Source organism: Ignavibacteriota bacterium (assembly GCA_016713565.1).
Classification (GTDB): Bacteria; Bacteroidota; Ignavibacteria; order Ignavibacteriales; family Melioribacteraceae.
In genome coordinates this window covers 49,332-73,298 of record JADJOX010000006.1, presented here as the reverse complement: position 1 = coordinate 73,298, position 23,967 = coordinate 49,332, and the positions used below count along the sequence as shown (strand labels likewise).

Genomic DNA, 23,967 nt, shown 5'->3' with positions numbered 1-23,967 from the left:
AATTTTATATTTGGATATTGATTGGCTTTTTAGAACAATTTTACTTGTAATACTTTTAATTTTGTCTGCTTTATTTTCAAGTTCTGAAGTGGCGCTTCTTTCATTAGATGATAAAAAAATAGAAGAAATAAACAGAAGCTCAAAGAATCTTGCAAAATATATTTCAGAATTAATTTCGGCACCGCAGAAACTCCTTATAACAATTTTAATTGGGAATACGATAAGCAATGTCGGTGCTTCAATTATCGCTGTTACTTTAGCATTAGATATTGCAAAAGTTAACGGTTTTTCTGTTGATTACTCGTTAATAACTCAAATAATTATTTTAACAATTATTGTTATAATATTTTGCGAAGTCACGCCTAAAGTTTGGGCCAATAAACATCCAGTCTATATTTCAAAAATTATCTCAATTCCACTTTATTTAATTGGAATAGTTCTTAGTCCAATTACAAAAATTCTTACTTTTTTAATGAAGATACTTACTACCAATGTAAAGTATGATAAAGCAAGAACCGCATTGTCAACTTCAGACATTGCGGATTTAGCTGATATTGGAATTGAAAAAGGAACTCTTGAAGAGGAAGAACATGAATTAATTCATGGATTGGTATCTTTTAAATCTACTTTTGCGCGGGAAGTAATGACGCCAAGAGTGGACATTATTGCTGTTCCTAAAGACATTCCATATAACGAGTTGATTGAAATAATTAAAAGTTCTGGTCACAGTAGAATTCCAGTATATGTAAATGATCTAGATTCAATAATTGGAGTTATTCACGCAAAAGATCTGCTTCAGTTTTTAGGTAGTCCTAATACTTTTGATATAAAAAAAGTGATACGAGATTGTCTCTTTGTACCTGAAACAAAACTGCTGAGCACTTTATTGAAAGAATTTCAAGAAAAAAATATGCACTTAAGTTTAGTTGTTGATGAATACGGAGGAACAGCCGGACTTATAAGTTTAGAAGATGTACTAGAAGAAATTGTGGGTGAAATTAGAGACGAATATGATACAGAAGAAGATGAAATTGTTAAAATAAATGAAAATAAATTTGTTATGTTTGGTAAGGTTTCTATTAGCGAATTGGAAGAAATTCTTAATATAAACATTGAAGTACCAAATGAAGATTTTGAAACGTTAGGCGGATTTATTTTCAGCCATGCTGGAACAATTCCAGAAGTTGGTTATAAATTTGAAAAATATGGATATTCTTTTAAAGTTATAGGTTTAGAAAACAATAGAATTAGTAAAGTAGAAATTGAAAAACTAAAATAAATGAAAAAAGGTTGTTTTATTTCCGTTATTGTCACACTTACTGTTTTATTAGCAGTCATATTCTATTTAATAAAATTTCACGGTGATGAATTATTGAGTTTCGGAAAAGATAAGTTACTTGAATATACAAAATCAAAAATAGTTTCTGATTTGGAAAAATTAAAGGATCAAGAATACGGCGATTCGTTAAAGGTTGAACTTGATAATTTTTTCAACACATTTAATAAAGATAATCTTGAAGATAGATTAAATGCTTTGGAACCTTTGTCTCAAAATATTGAAATAATTGTTAAAGATAATAAAATTGATTCAACCGAGTTCGAATTAATTAAACAAACTCTGAAATCAAATGAATGAAGAAAAGAAAACAGAAATTAAAGTTGGCATAACAATTTTTATTGCTTTGATTATTTTTGTTCTAATATTCGGTTGGGCAAAAAATTACAGCTTGACTTCCCATGATATGAAACTTTCCGTGAAATTTAATTCAGTTGCGGGATTGGAAGTCGGTGATCTTGTTACGGTTAATGGAGTTAGAAAAGGTTATGTCGAGTTAATAGAATCCGAACCAAATTCAGCATTAGTGAAGATAAATTTTTCTGAAGATCCGAATCTAAAAGATGACGCTAGTTTTTCAATTATGATGCTTGATTTGATGGGCGGCAAGAAAATCGAAATTATTAATGGGATTTCGCAGAATAATTTGGATTACGGCAAAACTTATATAGGAAAGTTTTCCGGTGATATTTCAACAGTTATGGCAACATTGAATTCCGTTGAAGGCGATTTAATCTCAGTGATAAAAGATTTAAAATTATCCTTGGATTTTATTAATTCAAATTTTTCCAATGAAGAATTTAAAACAAATATAACACAATCCGTTTCCAATCTACAAAAACTTTCTGCTAACCTTAACGAACTGCTCGTTAAAAATCAAAAAGATATTTCCGAAATAATTTCCAATACAAAAAATCTTACAAACGATACAAAAATTTTATTGAGCAGCAACAAAACTGAACTTAACGATATAATACATATTTCAAAGAAAACTTTGGCAAGCACCGATTCTTTAATTCAAAAGTTAAATTTACTTACCGATGAAACCGTAAACGGAAAAAATAATATCGGCAAATTATTATATGATGAAAATTTGATCGGTGATATTAAAGAATCAATGAAACAGCTGAAAAAACTTACTAAAACAATTAATGATCAATTAGAAAACGGCGGATTGGAAGTTAAAGCAGATGTTGATCTGTTTTAATTTTATACGAATATGATATTTGGAATTGGCATTGATATAATAGAAATTGACAGGATTAAAAAAAGTATTGAGAAATTTGGTGATGTATTTCTTAATAAAATATTTACGGCTACCGAAGTAGAATATTGTTTATCGAAAAAAAATAAATTTCAACACTTTGCGGCAAGATTCGCGGCAAAAGAAGCGATATCAAAAGCGTTGGCGACTGGCTGGAGCAAAGGCTTTAAATGGAAAGATATCGAAATTTTCAATGAAGCTTCGGGAATGCCGAACGTTAGACTTTCCGGAAATCTGCAAAAATTTTTAGATGCCGATAAACAATTAAAAATTACAATGAGTCATTCGGAGAATTATGTAACTTGTTTTGCCATAATTTATTCAAATAATTCAAAATAGATTTAATTTTTAGCAGTTACTTTTCCTTTTCATAAATTTTTTTACGTATAATTCAATGAAATATCTTTTTGTAATAAATCCCATTTCCGGCAAGGGAAGAGGTAAAGATTCAATACCTATAATTGAAAATTATTTGAAGTCTAATTGTATTGACTATAAATTCCTAATTACCCAATATCCAAAAAATGCGACTGAATATTTAAGAAATAATTGCCAAGAATTTAATATCATTGTATCTGTCGGCGGCGATGGAACACTTAATGAAGTTGTAAATGGAATCACGGATAATTATTTAGATAAAGTAATTTTAGGCGTGCTCCAAATCGGCACCGGAAATGATTTTTCAAAAAATATTAGTTCATCAAAAAATATTATTGATAATTTAACTAGTATCTGTCAAATAAGTAAATTCAGTTTTAGAAATATTGATGTAGGGACTATTGAATTTACTAATGAAAATTCTAATGAGGTATTTACTCACAAATTCATAAATGGAGCCGGTATCGGATTTGATGCTTATGTCGGAGCATTGACTCAAAGAAATAAAGTTCTAAGAGGAATTTCCGCATATTTAGTATCTGTAATTAAGGCATTGTTCAATTATAAAATGATAAATGTTGAAGTAAAATTTAATAATGTTGAGATTACCGGCAATAAGTTAATGATTACTTTTGGTAACGGTATTTCACATGGAGGCGGATTTTATTTGACTCCAAATGCGAAAATTGACGACGGGATTCTGGATATTAGTGTTTTTGAGGAAATTAAAAGAAAAAGATTGTTATCAGCGCTTCCAAAAGCTTTGGTAAATAAATTGGAAGATGTACCCGAAGCCGATTTTTTTTGCACTGATGGAAATGTATTTGCAAAATTAAATACTCCTTATTATTTTCATTGCGATGGTGAAATTATAAGTGACAATTTAAAGACGGCTAAAATTTCACTGCAAAAAGGGAAAATAAAAATAATTGAGAATTTTTAAATGTTAATAAAAAAACCAAAAAATAGAGCCTTTGATTATCAGCCGCGTTATTACAAACCTGAGCATGATAAAGAAGAAATAAGAAAAAGAAAATTAGGATTTAGGTCAAATCTAAACAAATCATCTAAAAAGCGTTCTCCAATAATTTTTGTAATATTATTGCTTATAATAATTTATTTGCTAATAGAATACCAAGGATTAATAAAATAGGAGAATATTTAGTTTACATAATATACATTATAAGACAATTTCTATTTTGTATATTTGTAAAATCCCTCACCGCTTTTTCTACCTAATTTCCTTGCGGCAACCATATTCTTTAATAACGGACACGGTCTGTATTTTGAATCATTAAATCCTTCGTATAAAACATTCATAATCGCGAGACAAACATCCAATCCAATAAAATCTGCTAATTCCAAAGGTCCCATTGGATGAGCCATACCGAGTTTCATTACTTTATCAATATCTTCCGCGCTGGCAACATTTTCATATAAGCTAAAAATTGCTTCATTAATCATAGGCATTAAAATCCTGTTGGAAATAAAACCCGGGTAATCTTTAACTTCAACTGGTATTTTTCCAATTGATTCGGAAAGTGCTTTAATCGTATTGAAAGTTTCATCAGAAGTCGAATAACCTCTAATTATTTCAACCAAACGCATTACAGGTACCGGATTCATAAAATGCATACCAATAAATTTTGCCGGATTAAGTGAATACGAAGCCAATTCAGTAATCGAAATTGATGAAGTATTTGAAGAAATGATACAATTAGGATTAAGTAAATTATTTAAATCTTTGTAAATATGTGTTTTAACTGCTTTGTTCTCAATAACAGCTTCTATAACTAAATCTACATTATGTGCTAAATTTCCAATTCCTACTTTGGGAATTATATTGCTTAAAGTCATTTCAACAACTTCTTTGCTAATAATTTCTTTTTTAAGCTGTCTTTCTAAATTTTTTTCAATTGTAGATAGACCTTTTTGAAGCAATTCTTCATTTATATCTATAAATTCTACACTAAAATTGTTTTGTGCAAAAACATGGGCAATTCCATTTCCCATAGTTCCGGCGCCAATAACACCAATTTTTTTTATCTTCATAATGATATCTCGCTTAATGAATAAATATGCGTGCTCCGGTACGATTTAGAATAAAATTGATTTATTCTAATTCAAATGATAAACAGCATTTAAGTTTTCCGCAAGGTCCGGTATATTTAGAAATACTGTTGGCAACGTTATTTTCTTCGGCAATATCGGTAGTAATTCTTTTAAAATTATTAATGAAAGTGGTGCAGCAAAATTCTCTTCCGCAAGTAGCTAAGCCGCCTTTTCTTTTGGCTTCGTCTCTAACTCCCATTTGGCGGAGTTCAATTCTTGTTTTAAAAGAAGCCGCAAGTTTTTTAGCAAGTTCTCTAAAATCAACTCTTCCTTCGGAAGTATAAAAAAAGTATAATTTTTTCCTGTCAAATTGAAAATGAATATCAACAAGTTTCATTTCCAACGATAGTTCATTTATATATTTAAAGAAAACCTTTTTGCTTCAATGCAATTTATTACATTACTAATATTTTTCTCAATATCTTTTTCATTTACTACGCGATCAATTACTGGCAATTTTGTGTTTCTAAGTTCAGACTTCGATAATTTAAATTCTACAATTTGTCCGGTTTCAATAATTGTAGCTATTTCATATTCTTCATCTATTTTAACAATAATATCGTCAAATAATTTTAATGGAATACTATTAATATTCTCGCAGAAATGAATTCCAAGCAAACCTTTGCATTTTGCCAAAAGTATTTTTCCGGTTCCATAAGTATTTACGGATTCGTTCGAGTTATTAACTAAAACTTCTTCAACCGGGATGTTAGGCTTTATAAGTTCTTTAGTAATTTTATCGTGTAATAAATTATAATAGTTGCCGTCAATTAATGTATTTAATACCGAACGCTGGTTATTTGAATTAGTTTGCGATTTATCGGTCATTTCGTTTTCATTCCAATTGAAGATATATCAAATATAATTTTCATCATTATTAGATTTAGGTTTACGTTATTATCAATTGCGTTTTTCGTTCTGTTTAAATTATTCACAATTTCGTTAATATCAAAATAGTAAAATCTACTATTGTACTTTTCCAGTGTATCGGTATAGTTTTTAAATTTAACTCCATTTATATTGTATTTCATTTTTAAAGTATCATTAAACCACATAATAATAAGATCAATAATATTTTTAATGTCTATTTCCGAACTGCTTTCCAAAAGACTTGAAAACTCTTTACTTGCGGTAAAATATTTTCCTGCTAAAGAATACCTTAGAACTGATATTGTTTTTTGAACAATTTTTTCAAAATTAGTTTCTAGATATGTAACTGCCGTAGTTGCCGATCCGTTTGAGAATGGTAATATTTCTTCAATTGCATCTTCTGTTTCTTCGGAATAATTGAACTTCGTTAATAGAATTTGTTTTAATTCAAAATTTGATAAAGGCGCAAAATTTACAGTCCAGCATCTTGATTTAATTGTGGAAAGTAAAAGTTCCGGCTGATCAGATAATAATAAAAAGATTGCATTTTCAGGCGGTTCTTCAAGGTTCTTCAAAAAAGCGTTTTGTGCCTCCGTGCTCATTTTATGAGCATCAATTAAAATAATACCCCTATAATTAATTTCATTATAATTTAATGCCAAGAACTTATTTATTTCTCTAATACTGTTAATCTTGATATTGTTCGCATTATTAATATTAATTTGATAATAAGGATTTTTCGATTTTTGTTTAATTTGTTCATTGATAGAATCAATGTCCTCTTGAGATAATTTATCTAACGGAAGGTCAAAATTTGTCTCTGATTTTCCTCGAGGTAATGGTTGAATTAGTTTTACATACGGTTCAGCTAAATTGGAAATTTTTTGATTTATTATTTCAGAATTGCCATTTATCATTTTTAAAAACTGAAGAGCCGAGTAGAATTTCCCTACTCCTTCTGTTCCGGTTAATAAAATTGCGTTAGGAATTCTTTGCGAAGTATATATATTATTTAGTAAGCTTGACGCCGAAGATTGACCTTTAACGTCAAGCAACAATTCATGCATCTTAATAGTCGAAAATTCTAATTAAATTCATCCTCATCGTCAAAATAAAAGAAATCTTCGTCACTTGGGTAATCCGGCCAAATATCCTCAATACTTTCGTAGATTTCTTCGTCATCATCTAATTCGCTAAGATTCTCGATTACTTCAACCGGGCTTCCAATTCTATCAGCATATTCAATTAATTCTTCTTTTGTTGCCGGCCATGGAGCATCTACCAAATAAGATGCTAATTCTATAGTCCAAATCATTATACTATTACTCCCCTACTTTGAACTTTTTTCATTATTAATGTCAAATATTTTAATATCGCTATATACAAAATTTTCTGGATTTAAATTTACCCCATCATGAAAAACTTCATAATGAAGGTGAGGACCCGTAGCAAGTTCTCCTGAACTTCCTGAAAGTCCCAATAAATCGCCTCTCTTAACTTTTTGACCAACTGAAATTTTTATTTTTGATAAATGAGCAAATAAAGTCGTATATCCGAATCCATGGTCAATTTCAACTGTATTGCCATAGCCGTAACGAATTCCTGCTCCAACAACTTTTCCATCACCAGGAGCAAAAACTTCTGTTCCAGTATCAACAACAACATCAATTCCAGTGTGCATTCTGTAAACTCTAATAATTGGATGAAGTCTCATTCCGAAACGATCACCAATTGGACCATTTGCAGGAAGTATTGCCGGAATTGCTTTGAACAACTTTACATTATTAGTTAAGGATGTTTCAATTTCTTTATAATTCTGTTCTGTTACACTAATCTTTGCTTTAATCGAGTTTAAAGAATTATCCAAATTTTTTAGTAAATTGTTTACTTCAGAAACTGAAGTTGGCAATATTTCTGTGAATTCAGATCCGCCTATACCGAAACTTTTTTCACTTTCAGGTATTGGTTTTAAATTGACGGAAAGCCTCAAAGCATCGTCTTTGCTTCTAATATTATCTATTGTTTTGCTCAATATTGTCAATTCGTTATTAACGTCTTTAAACTTAGATTTCAGGGCTTTATTTTCAGCCTTTATTGCGTCAATATCAAAAGATGGATTAAGTATGCTGGTAATGAATAAATAACCGCCAAATATTATTAATGATGAAAGCAACCCGAATAGAGCAACCAAAGATAAAAATTTCGCATAAAAATTTTTAATCTCGATGAACTGCAGTTTTTTTTTCTGAATAATAATACAGATTTTTCTTCATACACAAATTGGTCTAATTTGGATTGGAAAATACAAAAAGGTCTTGTTTTTAGCAAGCAAATTTAACCTGTTATAACTATCAAATAAAATTTTTAAATTATTCGAAATCATGCTCAAAATAGTTAACCGATCTGTTTGTATCGTCAGTTTTAGATTTAATTTTTGATTTAAGTCTTTGATTTAAAACTTCAGCCGCATCGTAACCATAATGTTTCAGAACATAATTTAAGGCAATTACTTCACTAATAACTGTAATATTTTTTCCAGGTACAATTGGAATTTTTACTGTTTGAATTTCAACATCCATAATACTTGTTGTTTTATTATCTAAACCTGTTCTGGTATACTCACTATTTTCATCCCAAACTTCTAATTCAATAATTACTTCCAATCTTTTTTGAAAACGAATCGCTCTGATTCCAAATAGACTTCTGACATCAAGAATACCAATCCCTCTAATTTCCATAAAATGCTTTACTAATTCGGTTCCTGCGCCCATAATAATGCCTTCGCCTTTTTTGGTTAGAATAACAACATCATCGGCTACAAGTCGGTGTCCCCTTTCTATTAAATCTAACGCAACTTCACTTTTACCAATACCTGATTTCCCTACAATCAGCATTCCGATGCCGTAAACATCTATGAATGAGCCATGCACGGAAAGTCTCGGCGCAAACTGATCATCAAGAAAATCACTTACTAAAAATGAAAGTTTTGTAGTTGTTAAACTAGATAAGAACATAGGAACATTAAATTGATTGGCCAATTCAATTATTTCTGGATCAGGTTTGTTGAAATTAGTAAATATTACGCATGGAATATCAAAACCAAAAAGTTTTTCAATGGCTATTCTTCTTTTTTCCAATGTCAATTTTTTCATATATTGAACTTCGGTGTTGCCTACTATTTGAACACGCTTATATGAAAAAAGATCAACAAACCCGGCTAAAGCCAAACCAGGTCTGTGTAAATTTTGTTCGGTAATCGGTCGATTCAGATTTATTTCTTTATTTAATAATTCAATATTAAATCTTTCTTTTGTATGCTTATAAAAGAATTCAACCGTAATACTTTCTTTTCTAAAAATGTTTTTACTATTAATATTCAATTATCTTGCTTTGGAAATTCGTTTAGATTTCAGTGTTTTTAATTGTTTCGTTAATTTTTGAATTGTCGCCGACAAAGCTTTGCCATATTCGTCGCTTGATTCATTTGCCGATAATGTTTTACCGGGTATATTTAAATTTATTTCTACGCTTTTAATACTGTCTTTTGAATGTGTATAGCTTAAAATTACATTGGCATCAATAATATCATCACTATATTTTTCAAGTGATTTTAATTGATAAGTTATCTCTTCCTTTAAGGATTCTTTGGCTTTGAACTTTCGTGATGTTATTTGTACATTCATAAAAACTCCTTATGATTTTGGATGAGCGTTTTTATATGATTGTTTTAATCTTTCAACGCTAACGTGAGTATATATTTGCGTTGTTGAAAGATTTTCGTGACCCAATAATTCTTTAACTCCCATTAAATCGGCGCCGTTATCAAGCATATGTGTGGCGGCAGAATGTCTGAGAATATGAGGGCTTTGTTTTGCAATACCGGAAACTTTTGAAAAATATTTTTTTACTAAACGATCAACATATTTAGGATAAATTCTAACTTTTGAATCTGTTAATATCAATGGATCTTTGTTCATTAAATGCGGTCTGGAAGATAAATATTCTTCCAAAATAGTTTGAGATTTTTCGCCAATAGGTACTAATCTGGTCTTACTTCCTTTGCCAAAGACTTTTAGACTTTTACGGTTCAGATCAATATCTCCAAAGTTTAGATTACAGAGTTCTGAAACTCTAAGCGCACAACCGTATAACAACTCAAATACAAGTTTATTGTTTCTATTATCTTTTTGTTCCTCATCTATAATTTTAAGAATTTTTAAATAAGAGTCAAGATTTATTATTTCCGGAAGTTTTCTTTTGATTTTTGGATTCTTTATGTTTTCAATGGGATTAATTTTAAGGGCTTGAATTTGTAATAAATAATTGAAAAAACCCCTTAAAACCGAAAGCTTTCTTGAAATTGATGAACGGTTATAATTTTCTTCAACTAATTTAAGAATATATGCTCTAACCAGTCTTTCGGATATTGATTTTGGGTGAGATATTTCTTTTACTTCTAAATATCCAATGAATTGACGAACATCATTTTCATAAGAAATTAATGTATTTTCAGATACTCTTTTTATTGCCGAATTGTTGGCAATAAATTCAGAAAGAAATTCATTTAAAGTTTTCGAACTCATTAAATTTTTGATTTAATTTTCAGATTTAACTAGCTCTACCACCGGTTTGTTCCAACTTACATAATCACAGTTGGGATAATTGCTGCATCCGTAAAAGTATCTTCCGCTTTTTGATCTTCTGGTTATTACATCACCGTCTTTACAAACAGGACATTTAATTCCTAGCGTTATCTGCTTGGTGAAATCACAAGTCGGATAATTTTCACAGCCAATAAATTTTCCAAAGCGACCGCTTCTAAATACGGTTTTACTTCCACATTTTGGACACTCATCACCAGTATATTCCGGTTCACTATTTTTTGTTTTCATCTCATTTGCAGATTTAATATTCTTACAATTCGGATAAGCCGTACAAGCAAAATATTTCCCGAATCTGCCTATTTTGATCTCCATCTCTGAACCGCATTTTTCACAAATTACTTTTTCTAAATTATGTTTAACTTTGTTCAACTGCTTTGAAAACGGGTGATAGAAATCTTCAAGAACCTGTAAATAATTATTTGTTTTTGACGCAACCATATCCAATTCTTCTTCCATTTTAGCAGTAAAGTTCACATCTAATATTTTTGGGAAATTGTGAACAAGAACTGAATTGACTTTTTTACCTAAGTCAGTTGGAATAAGTTTTTTCTCACTCTGGTCAATGTAATATCTATCTTGAATTGTACCAATTATTGAAGCATATGTACTTGGTCTTCCAATTCCGTTATTTTCAAGCTCTTTAATTAGAGTACTTTCTGTATATCGCGGCAAAGGTTTTGTAAATTGCTGATTTTTTTCAGCGCTTATTAAATTTAATTTTTGGTCATTTTCCAGACCCGCAGGAATTTGAGAAGCTTCCCCGTTTTCACTCTCATTTCCGTTTTCTTTATCTTCCTGATAAACCTTTAGAAATCCGTCGAATGTTATTACAGAGCCAGAAGCTTTTAAAATATTTTCATCTGCTTTTACAGAAACATTTGTTGATTCAACATCAGCAGATTCCATTTGACAAGCAACAAATCTCTGCCAAATCAATTGATATAATCTAAACTGGTCTTTATCTAAAAAATCTTTTACATCCTGCGGCGAATAATCTAATGAAGTAGGACGAATTGCTTCATGCGCATCTTGAACATTTTTCTTATTATTTTTTTCATATGATTTAGGATGTTTTGGCAAATAATTTTCACCAAAATTTTCACCAATAAAATTTCGTGCGGTTGAAACAATTTCTTCACTTAATCGTGTCGAGTCGGTCCTCATATATGTAATTAAACCGGTTATTTCACCTTTGTCAAGTTTAATACCTTCATATAAACTTTGAGCAATAGTCATGGTTTTTCGTGGTCGAAATCCTAATTTTCTTGAAGCTTCCGCCTGAAGCGTACTGGTTATAAAAGGTGCCGGCGGATTTCTTTTTGACTGCTTTTTGGTAATATCGTTAATTACAAATTCTTCTGCATTCTTAATTTCATTAAGAATTTTTTCAGCATCTTCAATGTTGGAAATCGCAAAATTCTTCTTTAAAAAATCTTCCCAATCAGAATCTGTCATTTCAGGTTTTGGCTGAATTTTTAATTGTTTTCCGTTTCTTTCAGACAATTTAACATTTAGAATTTCGCCTTTATCCGTTTGCAATTCGGCGCTAATTGTCCAATATTCTGTAGGAATAAAATTGTCAATCAATTCTTCGCGTTCGCAGATTAGCCTTAAAGCAACAGATTGTACTCTACCGGCAGAAAGTGAATTTCCAGAAGCTTCAAGAATCGACCGCCACAATAATGGACTAATGCTGTATCCAATAATTCTATCCATTACTCTTCTTGCTCTCTGAGATTGAACCAATGCCTCGTCAATTTCAAGCGGGTTTTCCATTGATTTTTTAACCGCATTTTTGGTTATTTCATTGAATAAAACACGGTAAATGTGAGCTTCCGTTTTTCCTTCTAAAACTTCAACAATATCTTGAGCTATTGCTTCGCCTTCGCGATCAGGGTCAGTTGCGACATATATTTTCTCGGCTTTGCCGGCAAGTTTTCTAATTTTCTTTATTGTATCGCCTTTCCCGCGTATATTTACGAGCTGAACTTTGAATCCATCTTCAATATCAATACCGAGTTTAGTTTTAGGCAAATTTTTAATATGACCAACAGTTGCCTCAACAATGTAGTTCTTTCCTAAATATTTATTAATAGTCTTAGCTTTTGATGGAGATTCCACCAAAACAAGATTTTTTGCCATTTAAAATTCCTTAGTTTATTGTATCGGATGAGTATAATAAAACTCTGCTTCCGGGTAAAATTTCTGAGTCAAAATCAACTAATGAAAATAAAATTATCCAATTAATATCATCTTTTGAAATTTTTTGATTCGGAAACATCGTCATGTGTTCAATAAGTAATTCTACATCGATTGGATCTAAAAGTCCAACGTTAACCAAATGCAATATATATTTCGAATTATCGGTTCCAATAATATTTATTTCGTCATTTGATAAAATTCTAAATCCTTTGTTAACCAGTTGACTATCTTTTCTAAGTTCTAATCTGTTGGTTAAGAATTTATCAAAAACTAATCCAAAAGCGGCACTTACAGTCTGTTCGTCAAAATTTTTATTGGTTTTAAGTTTTTTAGTAACTTCCTCAAAAGTGTATTTCTTTTTGAGTCCTTCTAAAATTTTTGCAAGAACTTCAACAATTTTAGCAGTCATATTTTATAATTATTTTAATTGTATTTTTTTCAAATTCAGAAACTAATCTGTTTTCTTCTTTTTTCATTTTTTTAAGATCAAATTTATTCTTATCGTCAAATCCCAATAAATGTAAAATTCCGTGAATAACCAATCTAATAATTTCATTATCGAGTGAAACTTTATATTTTTTCGAATTAGAAAATGCGTCATCAACAGAAATAAAAATTTCACCGTCAAAACTATCATTTTCTCCAGAATAATTAAAGGTAATAATATCAGTAGAAAAATTATGCCCTAAATACTGCGTATTTATCGGAATTATTTGTTCTGAGGTAATAAAATTTATTGGAAGCGATATTACATCAAATGAAAATTCAGATTTTAGTAATGAAATAATTTTATGAATTGCATTCTTGTTAATTTTGATTTTTCTATCAGAATTTACTGTTAAGTTTTTAATCAAATTCAACTCTTATTTTTTAATGACGCAATAGTTAATTCAGTATATTTCTTATATCGCTTAGCAGATGCCGCAAAATCTTCAATTTCTTCGGTCGTCAAATCCCTAATTATTTTAGCGGGAACACCGCCCACCAATTTTCCGCTTGGAACAATAAATTTCGGTTTCACAACTGATCCGGCGGCTACCATAGAATTTTCTTCTACAACAGCTCCATCTAAAATTATCGATCCGATTCCAATTAATGTAAGATCATTGATTGTGCATCCGTGCAGTTTAACGCTGTGACCAATAGTTACACTATTCCCAATATTTAACGGAAATCTTTGATTAGTAACATGCAGCATGCTCAAATCCTGAACATTTGTGTCATGTCCGATTTTAATGTAATGAACATCGCCTCTAACAACACAATTATACCAAACACTTGAATTTTCACCTATCGTTACATCACCGATTATTTTAACGCCTTCGGCAAGAAACACAGTTTCGTGAATTTTAGGAAACAAATTCAAATAAGGGAATAATTTATTTTCAATATTTATAATCTTGTTTAAAACTCAATTATTTTTTTACAATTTCCAGTTTATAATTTTCATTCAATAATTCTTTAGCTTTTTCATATTGTCTGTCAACATCCAACAATACAGAATACCATCCGTTATTATTCCAGAAATTTTTAGCGATATGGGCTTTGATCATTGTTTTAATAAATTCTTTATCTTTAATAAAATCTGCATCTGAATATTTCACTCCATTTGCATCGGCAAATTTAATAAAAGAGTTTAATTCAACTTCATTTATAGAAAATTCTTTTTTAAATAGTGGAAAGTTATTTTTGAATTTAGTATTTAATTCTTTGTTAGAATCAATTAATTTTCTCGCAAATTTATAATATAAATTATTACTTCTTAAATGAATTGAATATTCAGAAATTTCATTATTCTTTACGAAAAAGTCGGGTGTTATTCCACCTCCAGCGATTACAGGTCTACCGCCGGCTGTGTGATATATTTCTTTTGTTGAATCTGCTTCCAAAGTATGATTTACGTTTTCACCTTCACTTTCATCGCGAGTTAACACTTCATTATAATATTCATCTTTATTCTTGAATTTTCTCTGAATTGCTCTTCCCGATGGAGTATAATATTTTGAAATAGTAATTCTTACCGCAGAACTGTCTTCTAATATAAATGGACGTTGAACCAGTCCTTTGCCAAATGAAGTTTCGCCAACTAAAATTCCTCTGTCCCAATCTTGAATTGCCCCGGAAACAATTTCACTTGCCGAAGCACTGCCTCGGTTAATTAAAACCGCAATTGGTATTTTTTCGTAGGGATAAGCTTTTTCAGCGTTGAAATTTTCATCAAGTAATGAAACTCTTCCTCTGGTGTAAACAATTAATTTATTTTTATCGATAAAAAGATCGGCAATCTGAAATGCTTGATCTAAATATCCGCCGGGATTATTTCTTAAATCAAAAATTAATTTTTTCATCCCAAGTTTATTCAAATTTTCAAGCGACTGTTTAACTTCAAATGTTGATGTTTCCGCAAATTTTGACAAAGAAATGTAGCCGATTGAATCAGAGACCATAATTGCGGCGTCAACTGTGTAAATTGGAATTTGATCTCTTATTATTTCGAAATCAAATTTTTTCTTAATGTAAGGACGATAAACGGAAATTTCAACCTTTGTGCCCTTTTCACCGCGAAGATTTTTAACAACATCTTTATTTGTAAACCCGATTGCACTTTTACCATTTATTTTAATAATTCTATCACTGGCTTCAACTCCAACACTCTCACTTGGACCGCCAGTAATTGGGGAAACAACATTTATTGTATCGTTATTTATTTGAAATTCAATGCCGATTCCTTCAAAGTTTCCTCTAAATTCTTCTTCTATGCCCTTTTGTTCAACTTGAGGAATATATACCGAATGAGGATCGAGGTCGTTTAACATTCCTGTAATTGCGTCATCTACGAGCTGATCCGTTTTAACATCCTGATAATAATATTTTTGAGTATAATTTAGTACTTCGCTAAATTTTTTAGTTCCTTCAGTAACATTTTTATCTACTAAAAAATCACTTATAAAGAAACCTAAAACAAAACCGGTAATCAAAATTATAAATGCAATTAAGATTCTAGATGACGATTTGAACAAATTATTAGCTCCATTAAATTTTAGTATATAAGGATAATGTAGTGAAGAAATTTTGCGACCGCTGTGATTTGGCCAATGAGTTATTAAAATAATTTATATTTAGAAAAAATATCCAATTTTTTATCGGTTCAAATTGAGTTGAAAACTTAAATGATCTTAAAATTTCTTTATCTCCTTTACGAAAATAAACATTTTGTGAATCTCCGATCCTATAACCTAAATTTATGTTTCCGCCAAAATTTACGGTTTTACCAGTTTCATATTCAACATTTGCGCCATGAACGGAATATTCATATGTAAAATTTAAATTAAGTCTATAATTTAATCTATAATTTAGACTCATCAATAAATTTGAAGAATTAGGCTGAAGCGCTGATCCCAAATTAAAATTTGAACTTGTAAAATTATTATCCGATATTCTGTGAGTAAAAACATATGGATCAATTCTAATATATTGAATTTCTGCATCTAAGGGTAAAATATTATATAAATGTGTGGAAAAAACTCCTAAATTGAGCATTGTTTGATTTCCGTACCAACCCGTTCCGATTTTTCCAAAATCAATATCATCCAAAAGCAATGTTGCGTAAATTTTAACATTTTCAAATGAATTATTTTGTGCGTCAAAAAATATCATTGAATTATCTCGGTCCTGGTTAGCATGCTCCGAACTTTTGTAAAAATTAAACGGGTTCAAATATGAAAAATCTAAATTACGATTTGAATAAATGATCATTTCGCCAAGACCAAGTTGTAAATACTGTCCTAAGCCCAAACCCAATCTATGATATGCCAAATATTTATCATTTACTACGTTTATTCCGCCTTTAATTGAATCAAGTATAACTGATTTATTTCCTAAAAGTTTTGAATGAAAAAAAGTGAAATTTATTCTTTTATACTTGAGCGCCAATTCTATATATTCCATTCTTGGAGCATTATCTCCAATCATAGTTTTTTCAATTCCATATCCAATAAACTTTCTGTCATTCCCTATTTTAATTTTTGCAAAGTCAAAATCGGCTAATCCATAAGAAACAGTTTCATCAAAATAATTATCGCCTAATTGTGACGCGCTTTCTTGATTGAATTTATAATTATATTTTAATGAGGAAAAACTCTGAGTGAGTTCTTTGTTTCCTAAGAAAGATCCGTTCGTAGAAGTTACCGAAAATCCTAATGTATTAAATAAAGAAACTCTTATTTCTCCGCCGAATCTATAAATTAAACTAGAAAGATTTTTATTATCTTCCGATTTATTTAAATAATCAAGTTTACCAATAAAATTTACAAATAGTGAGGTTTGTGTTGAATCATAATATTTATATAGAAATTTTTCTTTTTCCGAATAGAGATAATTTAAATTCCAATTGGGAATTAAGGATTCAGTTTTTTCGAGTTTGGAAAATATCTCAAGTTCAAATTCCATAATGAAATCATTTAATTTATCCCTGTCAATTTTATCTAATAATTCTTGTTTCTCTATTATTTGAATTAATAAATCCGAAATTTCTTTTCTAGTTTTTGGTATTTCAAACGAATTATAATTTTCAATAATTCTTAAAGTATTCATTCTGTCAAGAAAATTGTAAATTTCATCTTCAACAGAAACGTAACCAACTTGACTGAATAACGTAAGCGGAATTGTTAATATTAGTAAGAAGATTATTTTTTTCATTTTATGATCAGATTATCTGACTTCTTTCCATTCTGATGATTTGGATGTTTTTGTAAAAATAATATAAACGCTATTAATTAACCAAGTAAAGAAAATTCTAAAATGTCCTAATTTTCTGTATCTTCTTGGCGATTCGTACACTACTAAATCGCGCGCAAACAAAATTTTACCATATTTTCTAATTCGTCTGAACAGATCAAAATCTTCTCCCGCGGCAAGTTCTTCATTGAAACCATTTACTTTTTCAAAAACATCTTTTCTTATAGTTTGAAATTCGCCTCTTCCCATTCCCATTCCAATTACATTTAATGCGTGAAAATGGAAATTATAAAAAGAATGAAAAATTAAATCAATTAATTTTTGTTCATGAGGAAATACTTCAACTTTACACGTCATCGCTAAAAATTCACTTGGCAGAAATTTATTTTTTATTTTCAATAAAAATACTTCAAAATTTTTTATATAAACATCACCGTTAATAAAAATTAAAACATTGCCTTTTGCAGATTTTGCACCGGCATTTCTGCCCATTGCGATATTTTGTTTTTCATTTATTTTTTTTTCAACTATTACTGCATTAAACTTTCTTGCAATATCTAATGTTGAATCCGAGCTTCCGCCATCTGAAATAATAACTTCATAATTATATTCTTTCAATAAACTTTGATCACAAATTACTTCCAATAAATTTGGAAGAAGTTTTTCTTCATTTAAAGTAGGAATTATTATGCTGTAGTTTATCATGTTAATATATTATAAGTGCCAAAGAAATTCCATTTTTGGAAAATTGAATTCCCGGCATTGGAAAATGAATATAATTTAAAGTGTTTTTAACAAATGACCAAAATTTTCCATACAGCGGAATAGTTTCTGCGTCAATATCGAAAGCTAAATAATAATAAGTCTCGATAGATTTTTTACTTGAATAATCTCCAATTCCGCTTACAAAATAACCTAAAGACAACATTAAAAATGAAGGCCAATATTCGGAAATATTGTGAGGCAGCAAATTTTTCATTCTTAATGATAACCACATTTTCTGACCTTCATAATCGTCTGAAAAATTATTATCAGGTTTTTTACCATCCAACATATCCTTAGATGGAAAATAACTGAAACGCAACTGATAATTATTTAATTCGGGAAAATAATACCGCGCGACAAAGTAACTTGCTCCCAAAAAATCGGAAACTGCGTCGCCAGGACTAAATCCCCATTTTGGTTTACCAGAAATTCTATCAATCGGAGAATATCCGTCTTTGATTTCAACGTACATTTGCATTCCCAACCCGCCAATTGCGCCTAACCATACACAAGTTTCTTCTTCAATGTTTGCGGCTTCAAATCCCGCAGAAATAAAATGTGAAATTAATGCTGTTCCAAGTGCGTGTCCAAATTTATCAATATTCCTAGCATAAGTACCGTCGTTTACAATATTGAATTTACTATTATAAATATAGTTTGAATCTTTTTTCCACCAAGTATTTTCATAATAATTATTAATTTGATAAATGATATAAGAATAGCTCAAACCAACACCAGCTAAAATCGGATAATTTATTTCAGATTTGAATGGATCATTTTTCTGAATAAAATTTATTGACATTAAGTTTATTGGCGTTCTAATTTTTGAGGAATCAGAAATAATCTGCGCATTAGATTGACAGAAAAAAAACATGATCAATACGAAAGCTAAAATTGAAAAATTCAATTCGGATAAATTATTACAAATATTAATTTTTATTATTGCCGAATTCTTTGGCTTGCTCTTAAACCTAATATTGATCATCATTTCAGAATTTTATTTTTCCGGTCTCATTTGCGGAAAAAGAATTACATCTCTAATAGAAGGCTGATTTGTTAAAAGCATTGTTAATCTATCAATTCCAACGCCAAGTCCAGCTGTTGGAGGCATTCCATATTCCAAAGCTCTAACATAATCTTCATCAATTTGATGCGCTTCTTCATCACCTTCTTCAATAAATCTAACTTGTTCCTCAAATCTTTCTTTTTGATCAATCGGATCGTTTAATTCACTAAAAGCATTGCAAATTTCTCTGCCTAAAACATAGCCTTCAAATCTTTCAACTAGTCCTTCTCTGGTTCTGTGTTTTTTTGCTAATGGCGAAAGTTCAACCGGATAATCCATTACGAATGTAGGCTGAATTAATCTAGGCTCGACGACGGCAGAAAATAATTCATCAATTAATTTTCCCTTGCTTTCGCCGCCGGTCAATTTTATTCCGCGTTTTTTAACTTCTTTGGCCAAATCTTCTTTTGCTATTTCCAAAACATCAATATTTGTTTCTTTTTTAATTTCATCAACCATTGATATTCTCTTCCAAGGCGGTTTGAAATCAATTTCATTCCCTTCAATATTAATTTTTGAAGTTCCCAAAACTTCATTTGATAAATTATAAATCATTTCTTCAACAAAATTCATCATCCATTCATAATCTTTATACGCAACATAAAGTTCCATCATTGTAAATTCAGGATTATGCGTTTTATCCATTCCTTCGTTTCTGAAATCTTTTGAAATTTCATATACTCTGTCAAGTCCGCCTACAATTAATCTCTTTAGATAAAGTTCATCGGCAATTCTTAAATACAAAGTTATATCAAGCGCATTATGGTGAGTAATAAACGGTTTTGCCGATGCTCCGCCGTATAAAGATTGTAAAACCGGTGTCTCCACTTCAAGGAAATCGTTTTTATCCAAAAAGTTTCTCAAAGAACTTATAATTTTTGAACGTTTAACAAATACATCTTTTATATGTGGATTAACAACAAGATCAACGTATCTTTGTCTGTAACGTAATTCTTTATCGGCAAATTGATCGAATATTTTTTTATTTCCTTGTTCGTCAACTACTTCTTTCGCAATTGGAATTGGTCGAATTGATTTTGCCAATAAAGTTAATGATTTTGTATGAATTGAAATTTCTTCAGTTTTTGTTTTGAATACAAATCCTTCAATTCCTATTAAATCACCAATATCCAATAATTTAAAAACGTCGTATTGTTCACCAATTTCATCTTTCTTTAAATAAATTTGTATTCTTCCGTCTTTATCTTGAATATGAGCGAATGAAGCTTTACCCATTTTTCTAATTGCCATTAGTCTGCCGGCAACTTTTACGGTTTTACCTTCGTAATTTTCAAATTGATTTTTTATTTGTTTTGAATAAGTATCAACATCATAAGAATATTCATAAGGTCGAACATTCATCTTTTTAATTTCTTCAAGTTCCTCAAATCTTCTCGCAATAAGCGTATTTACATCCTGTTCAAATTCATGGTTTTCCAAATTACCCCTCCGGTAAATTTTAGATTAATTTTTATTCATTAAAAATTTAATTTCTTTTTCTGTTAAAATTCTGCTTTCGCCTCTTCGCAAATCTTTCAAAGTAAGTTTACCGAATCTAATTCTGCTTAATTCAACAACGTTATATTGAAAATTATCAAACATTCTTTTCACAAAATGATTTCTTCCTTCAACCGTAATTACTCTAACAATAAAATAATTATTTTCTTTAGGGAAAGAGATATTTACAAATTTACTTTTTCTTTTTTCAATATAAATTCCCTTTAACAATTCTTCTCTATGTTCTTTCAGCAAAGGTTTATCTAATTTAACTTCATACTCTCTTTCAATTTCATTTCTGGGATGGGTTAAATAATTTGAAAAATCGCCGTCATTTGTAAGTATTAAAAGTCCGGTTGTGTTAAAATCCAATCTTCCAACAGGAAAAATCTTCTCTCTAGTATTTATCAAATCAACGACCGTAGTTCTATCTTTTTCGTCTTTTGTTGTTGTAATAACACCTTTGGGTTTATTAAGCAAAAAATAAATTTTCCTTTGCGCTTTACTTTTTTCACCGTCAATTAAAATTTCGTCTTTTTCCGTATCGACTTTTATTCCAAGTTCAAAAACAATTTTTCCGTTAACTTTAACTCTGCCTTCTTGAATCAGCAAATCGGATTTCCTTCTTGATGCGATTCCGCATTCAGATAAATATTTATTCAATCTCTGTATCATTTCCGCTCGTATTTAAAATTTCTTGTTCTAAATTTTCTTCAATTTCATTCATCATAATTTTTCTCTTTTGCTCAATAAAATCGGCGTCTTTAACAATTTCCTCAATTTCTCTTGGTTTGGGAAGATCGGTTATTTTATTTAATCCGAAATATTTTAAAAACTCGACAGTTGTACCGTATAATAATGGTCTTCCCATCGATTCCGCTCTGCCTTTAATTGTCACCAAGTTTTTTTCTAAAAGAGTATTTAAAATATAATCAGAATTTACGCCTCTAATTGTTTCAATTTCAGGTTTTGTAATAGGCTGTTTGTATGCAATAATAGCTAGAGTTTCCAAAGCAGCCTGACTTAACCTTCTTTTACTTTTTTCAGTAGATAAATAACCTACATATTTTGCGTATTCCGGCTTTGTCCCAAATACAAATCCCTCGGCTATTTTTAAAATATGGAATGAAGATTCTTCAACTTTATATTTTTCATTTAATTCGTTCGCGCAATTATCAACATCAGCAATATTGATGGAAATATCATCGCCGTCAATTTCTTTTATTGCTTTAATTATTTCATCTGCCGGAATCGGGTCGTCAGACGCAAAAATTAGTGCTTCTATAATTGAATTATAAATTTTATCCATTGTTCAATGCGTAAATTTCAAAATCATTAAATTTAGAAGATTCGTTCAATCCAATTTTTCCCATTTTAACCAATTCAAGCAAAGCAATAAACGTAACAACTATTCTAATTTTTTCTTTCATTTCTTTAACTAAAGCTAAAAAGTGGACTTTACCAAATTTTTTAACTTTATTCAAAATAAAATCTATTTGTTCGTCAATAGATACATTTAGTTTTTTAACTTCATGTAAAACTGGTTTGGGTTTTTCCATTATTGCAGCTTGGAATGCTTTTATCAAATCATAAATTGTTACATTTTTCAAAAGTATTTCAATTTCACCTTGATGCACAACTTCATCTTTATCATAATTTCCGCGATAAGAAACTTTTCTATGATTTGCTTCTAAAAATGAAAATTCTTCCGACATTTCCTTATATCTTTTGTACTCAATTAAGGCGTTTACCAAATCCATTCGCGGATCAATTGCTTCACCTTTTTCATCTATTTCACGCGGTAATAACATTCTTACTTTTATTTGCATTAGTGTTGCCGCCATTAGTAAAAAATCACCCGCAATTTCAAGATCCAACTTTTCCAAAAGATTTAAATATTCGATAAATTCCTTAGTAATCCGAGAAATGGGAATATCATAAATATCCAGTTCATCCCTTCGTATAAAAAATAATAGAAGATCAAGCGGACCTTCAAATGTATTTAATTTTATTTTATACAAATTTTATCCCAACTTCATTGCTTCTCTTACTTCATGCATTGTATTTTGCGCAACAACTCTTGCTCTTGATTCACCATTATTAATTATCTCTTCAACTTGACTTATATTATTTTCAAGCTCTTTTCTTTTTTCAAGAATCGGACTTAAAAATAAGTTCATTTTTGCCGCACATTTCATTTTGCAGTCAACACAGCCTAACGCTCCGCTTCTGCAGCCGACATCAATTTCAGGTATTTCCGATTCATTGAACTTTTTATGATAACTGAAAACCAAACAAATATCAGGGTTTCCAGGATCGTTTTTTCGTAATTTATTGGGATCGGTTTTTGCTTTTTTTAATTTGTTAATAACTTCTTGCGGTTCATCTGAAAGAAGAATTGTGTTCCCTAATGATTTACTCATTTTTGCGTCACCATCCAAACCAACTAATCTTGAAAAAGAAGTAAGCAATGGCTTGGGTTCTTCAAAAACAAATCCATATTGATTATTGAATTTTCGCGCAATTTCTCTTGTAATTTCAACATGAGGCACTTGATCTTCGCCAACAGGAACAAATTCGCCTTTGTACAGCAAAATATCGGCTGATTGTAAAACCGGATATCCTAAATGTCCGTAAATAATATTTTCAATATTTAAATCTCTAACTTGATCTTTTAAAGTTGGATTACGTTCTAGTCTGGCTTTTGTAACCAACATAGAAAAAATTAAAAACAATTCACAATGCTCTTTTATTTTAGATTGCCTAAAAATTGGAGCTTTTTGAGGATCTAATCCAACTGCTAGCCAATCAATTACCATATCTATTGTATTTTGGTAAATTTGATCCGTTTCAAGTTGCGTTGTTAAAACGTGAAGATCAGCAATTAAGTGAAAGCTGTCATATTCGTTTTGAAGTTTTACCCAATTTTCCAAGGCACCGACAAAATGACCAAGATGTAATTTTCCTGTTGGTCTCATTCCGCTTAGAATTCTTTTCTTAATTTCCACAAAATTTCCGGTATTTATATTAATTAAAATAGAGAACCAAAATTACAAAAATTGTTTAATAAAATTTT

General features: G+C 30.1%; 28 protein-coding genes. 6 read left to right on the top strand and 22 right to left on the bottom strand.

Annotated features, from left to right (window positions below; translation table 11 throughout):
* Window positions 1–10: 10 nt before the first annotated feature.
* Genes IPK06_06560 through IPK06_06535 form a run of 6 tightly spaced genes read left to right on the top strand, consistent with a single transcriptional unit; the run spans window position 11 to window position 4,131 of the window.
* A complete protein-coding gene (locus IPK06_06560; protein ID MBK7979655.1) occupies window positions 11–1,279 on the top strand; it encodes an HlyC/CorC family transporter in 1,269 nt (422 codons plus the stop codon).
* The gene (locus tag IPK06_06555; protein MBK7979654.1) at window positions 1,280–1,636 is read left to right on the top strand and encodes a hypothetical protein; all 357 of its coding nucleotides are present in this window, start codon (window positions 1,280–1,282) and stop codon (window positions 1,634–1,636) included.
* Window positions 1,629–2,543 (top strand): MCE family protein, encoded by a 915-nt coding sequence (locus IPK06_06550; GenBank protein ID MBK7979653.1) that lies wholly within the window; start codon window positions 1,629–1,631, stop codon window positions 2,541–2,543. The genes IPK06_06555 and IPK06_06550 overlap by 8 nt, the downstream gene beginning before the upstream one ends.
* Window positions 2,544–2,558: 15 nt before the next feature.
* Window positions 2,559–2,939: a holo-ACP synthase gene (acpS, locus tag IPK06_06545; protein MBK7979652.1), complete on the top strand. Its 381-nt coding sequence runs from the start codon at window positions 2,559–2,561 to the stop codon at window positions 2,937–2,939.
* A 55-nt stretch (window positions 2,940–2,994) separates the two neighbouring features.
* Window positions 2,995–3,921 carry a hypothetical protein gene (locus tag IPK06_06540; protein ID MBK7979651.1) on the top strand — a complete coding sequence of 309 codons (927 nt, stop codon included), beginning with the start codon at window positions 2,995–2,997 and terminating at the stop codon, window positions 3,919–3,921.
* Window positions 3,922–4,131: a hypothetical protein gene (locus tag IPK06_06535; GenBank protein ID MBK7979650.1), complete on the top strand. Its 210-nt coding sequence runs from the start codon at window positions 3,922–3,924 to the stop codon at window positions 4,129–4,131.
* Window positions 4,132–4,172: 41 nt separating this feature from the next.
* Here the strand turns inward: IPK06_06535 and IPK06_06530 are convergent, their stop codons facing one another.
* From IPK06_06530 to trpS, 22 genes are all read right to left on the bottom strand, one after another.
* Entirely contained in the window at window positions 4,173–5,024 is an 852-nt protein-coding gene (locus IPK06_06530) for a 3-hydroxybutyryl-CoA dehydrogenase (protein MBK7979649.1), read from the bottom strand.
* Window positions 5,025–5,091: 67 nt separating this feature from the next.
* Window positions 5,092–5,433, bottom strand: a complete 342-nt coding sequence (locus IPK06_06525; GenBank protein ID MBK7979648.1) for a hypothetical protein — start codon at window positions 5,431–5,433, stop codon at window positions 5,092–5,094.
* Window positions 5,434–5,444: 11 nt separating this feature from the next.
* Window positions 5,445–5,918, bottom strand: coding sequence for a hypothetical protein (locus IPK06_06520; GenBank protein ID MBK7979647.1), 474 nt, complete (start codon window positions 5,916–5,918; stop codon window positions 5,445–5,447).
* Entirely contained in the window at window positions 5,915–7,027 is a 1,113-nt protein-coding gene (locus IPK06_06515) for a hypothetical protein (GenBank protein ID MBK7979646.1), read from the bottom strand. Before IPK06_06515 ends, IPK06_06520 begins: the two co-directional genes overlap by 4 nt.
* 17 nt (window positions 7,028–7,044) lie before the next feature.
* Window positions 7,045–7,275 carry a DUF2795 domain-containing protein gene (locus IPK06_06510; GenBank protein ID MBK7979645.1) on the bottom strand — a complete coding sequence of 77 codons (231 nt, stop codon included), beginning with the start codon at window positions 7,273–7,275 and terminating at the stop codon, window positions 7,045–7,047.
* 15 nt (window positions 7,276–7,290) lie between these two features.
* Window positions 7,291–8,151: a peptidoglycan DD-metalloendopeptidase family protein gene (locus IPK06_06505; GenBank protein MBK7979644.1), complete on the bottom strand. Its 861-nt coding sequence runs from the start codon at window positions 8,149–8,151 to the stop codon at window positions 7,291–7,293.
* A gap of 178 nt (window positions 8,152–8,329) precedes the next feature.
* Entirely contained in the window at window positions 8,330–9,340 is a 1,011-nt protein-coding gene (locus IPK06_06500) for an HPr kinase/phosphorylase (protein ID MBK7979643.1), read from the bottom strand.
* On the bottom strand, window positions 9,341–9,643 hold the full coding sequence (gene raiA, locus IPK06_06495; protein MBK7979642.1) for a ribosome-associated translation inhibitor RaiA: 303 nt from the start codon (window positions 9,641–9,643) through the stop codon (window positions 9,341–9,343). It abuts the gene before it with no gap.
* A 9-nt stretch (window positions 9,644–9,652) separates the two neighbouring features.
* Entirely contained in the window at window positions 9,653–10,543 is an 891-nt protein-coding gene (locus tag IPK06_06490; GenBank protein MBK7979641.1) for a tyrosine-type recombinase/integrase, read from the bottom strand.
* A gap of 12 nt (window positions 10,544–10,555) precedes the next feature.
* Window positions 10,556–12,766 (bottom strand): type I DNA topoisomerase, encoded by a 2,211-nt coding sequence (gene topA, locus IPK06_06485; protein MBK7979640.1) that lies wholly within the window; start codon window positions 12,764–12,766, stop codon window positions 10,556–10,558.
* Between the two features lie 10 nt (window positions 12,767–12,776).
* A complete protein-coding gene (locus tag IPK06_06480; GenBank protein ID MBK7979639.1) occupies window positions 12,777–13,235 on the bottom strand; it encodes a DUF494 family protein in 459 nt (152 codons plus the stop codon).
* Entirely contained in the window at window positions 13,225–13,680 is a 456-nt protein-coding gene (gene ybeY, locus IPK06_06475) for an rRNA maturation RNase YbeY (protein MBK7979638.1), read from the bottom strand. The genes IPK06_06480 and ybeY overlap by 11 nt, the downstream gene beginning before the upstream one ends.
* A 2-nt stretch (window positions 13,681–13,682) precedes the next feature.
* On the bottom strand, window positions 13,683–14,216 hold the full coding sequence (locus IPK06_06470) for a gamma carbonic anhydrase family protein (protein MBK7979637.1): 534 nt from the start codon (window positions 14,214–14,216) through the stop codon (window positions 13,683–13,685).
* A gap of 25 nt (window positions 14,217–14,241) precedes the next feature.
* Window positions 14,242–15,846, bottom strand: a complete 1,605-nt coding sequence (locus IPK06_06465) for a S41 family peptidase (protein MBK7979636.1) — start codon at window positions 15,844–15,846, stop codon at window positions 14,242–14,244.
* 13 nt (window positions 15,847–15,859) lie between these two features.
* Window positions 15,860–17,524, bottom strand: coding sequence for a hypothetical protein (locus tag IPK06_06460; GenBank protein ID MBK7979635.1), 1,665 nt, complete (start codon window positions 17,522–17,524; stop codon window positions 15,860–15,862).
* Window positions 17,525–17,536: 12 nt separating this feature from the next.
* Window positions 17,537–18,268, bottom strand: coding sequence for a glycosyltransferase (locus IPK06_06455; GenBank protein ID MBK7979634.1), 732 nt, complete (start codon window positions 18,266–18,268; stop codon window positions 17,537–17,539).
* Window position 18,269: 1 nt separating this feature from the next.
* Window positions 18,270–19,202, bottom strand: coding sequence for a DUF2279 domain-containing protein (locus tag IPK06_06450; protein ID MBK7979633.1), 933 nt, complete (start codon window positions 19,200–19,202; stop codon window positions 18,270–18,272).
* Between the two features lie 123 nt (window positions 19,203–19,325).
* Window positions 19,326–20,834 (bottom strand): lysine--tRNA ligase, encoded by a 1,509-nt coding sequence (lysS, locus tag IPK06_06445; protein ID MBK7979632.1) that lies wholly within the window; start codon window positions 20,832–20,834, stop codon window positions 19,326–19,328.
* A 24-nt stretch (window positions 20,835–20,858) separates the two neighbouring features.
* Complete coding sequence (locus IPK06_06440; protein ID MBK7979631.1) at window positions 20,859–21,554, bottom strand: rRNA pseudouridine synthase; 696 nt, start codon at window positions 21,552–21,554, stop codon at window positions 20,859–20,861.
* The gene (gene scpB / locus IPK06_06435; GenBank protein ID MBK7979630.1) at window positions 21,547–22,200 is read right to left on the bottom strand and encodes an SMC-Scp complex subunit ScpB; all 654 of its coding nucleotides are present in this window, start codon (window positions 22,198–22,200) and stop codon (window positions 21,547–21,549) included. Before scpB ends, IPK06_06440 begins: the two co-directional genes overlap by 8 nt.
* Entirely contained in the window at window positions 22,193–22,912 is a 720-nt protein-coding gene (locus tag IPK06_06430; GenBank protein ID MBK7979629.1) for a segregation/condensation protein A, read from the bottom strand. The genes scpB and IPK06_06430 overlap by 8 nt, the downstream gene beginning before the upstream one ends.
* A 3-nt stretch (window positions 22,913–22,915) precedes the next feature.
* Window positions 22,916–23,869: a tryptophan--tRNA ligase gene (gene trpS / locus IPK06_06425; GenBank protein ID MBK7979628.1), complete on the bottom strand. Its 954-nt coding sequence runs from the start codon at window positions 23,867–23,869 to the stop codon at window positions 22,916–22,918.
* Window positions 23,870–23,967 lie beyond the last annotated feature (98 nt).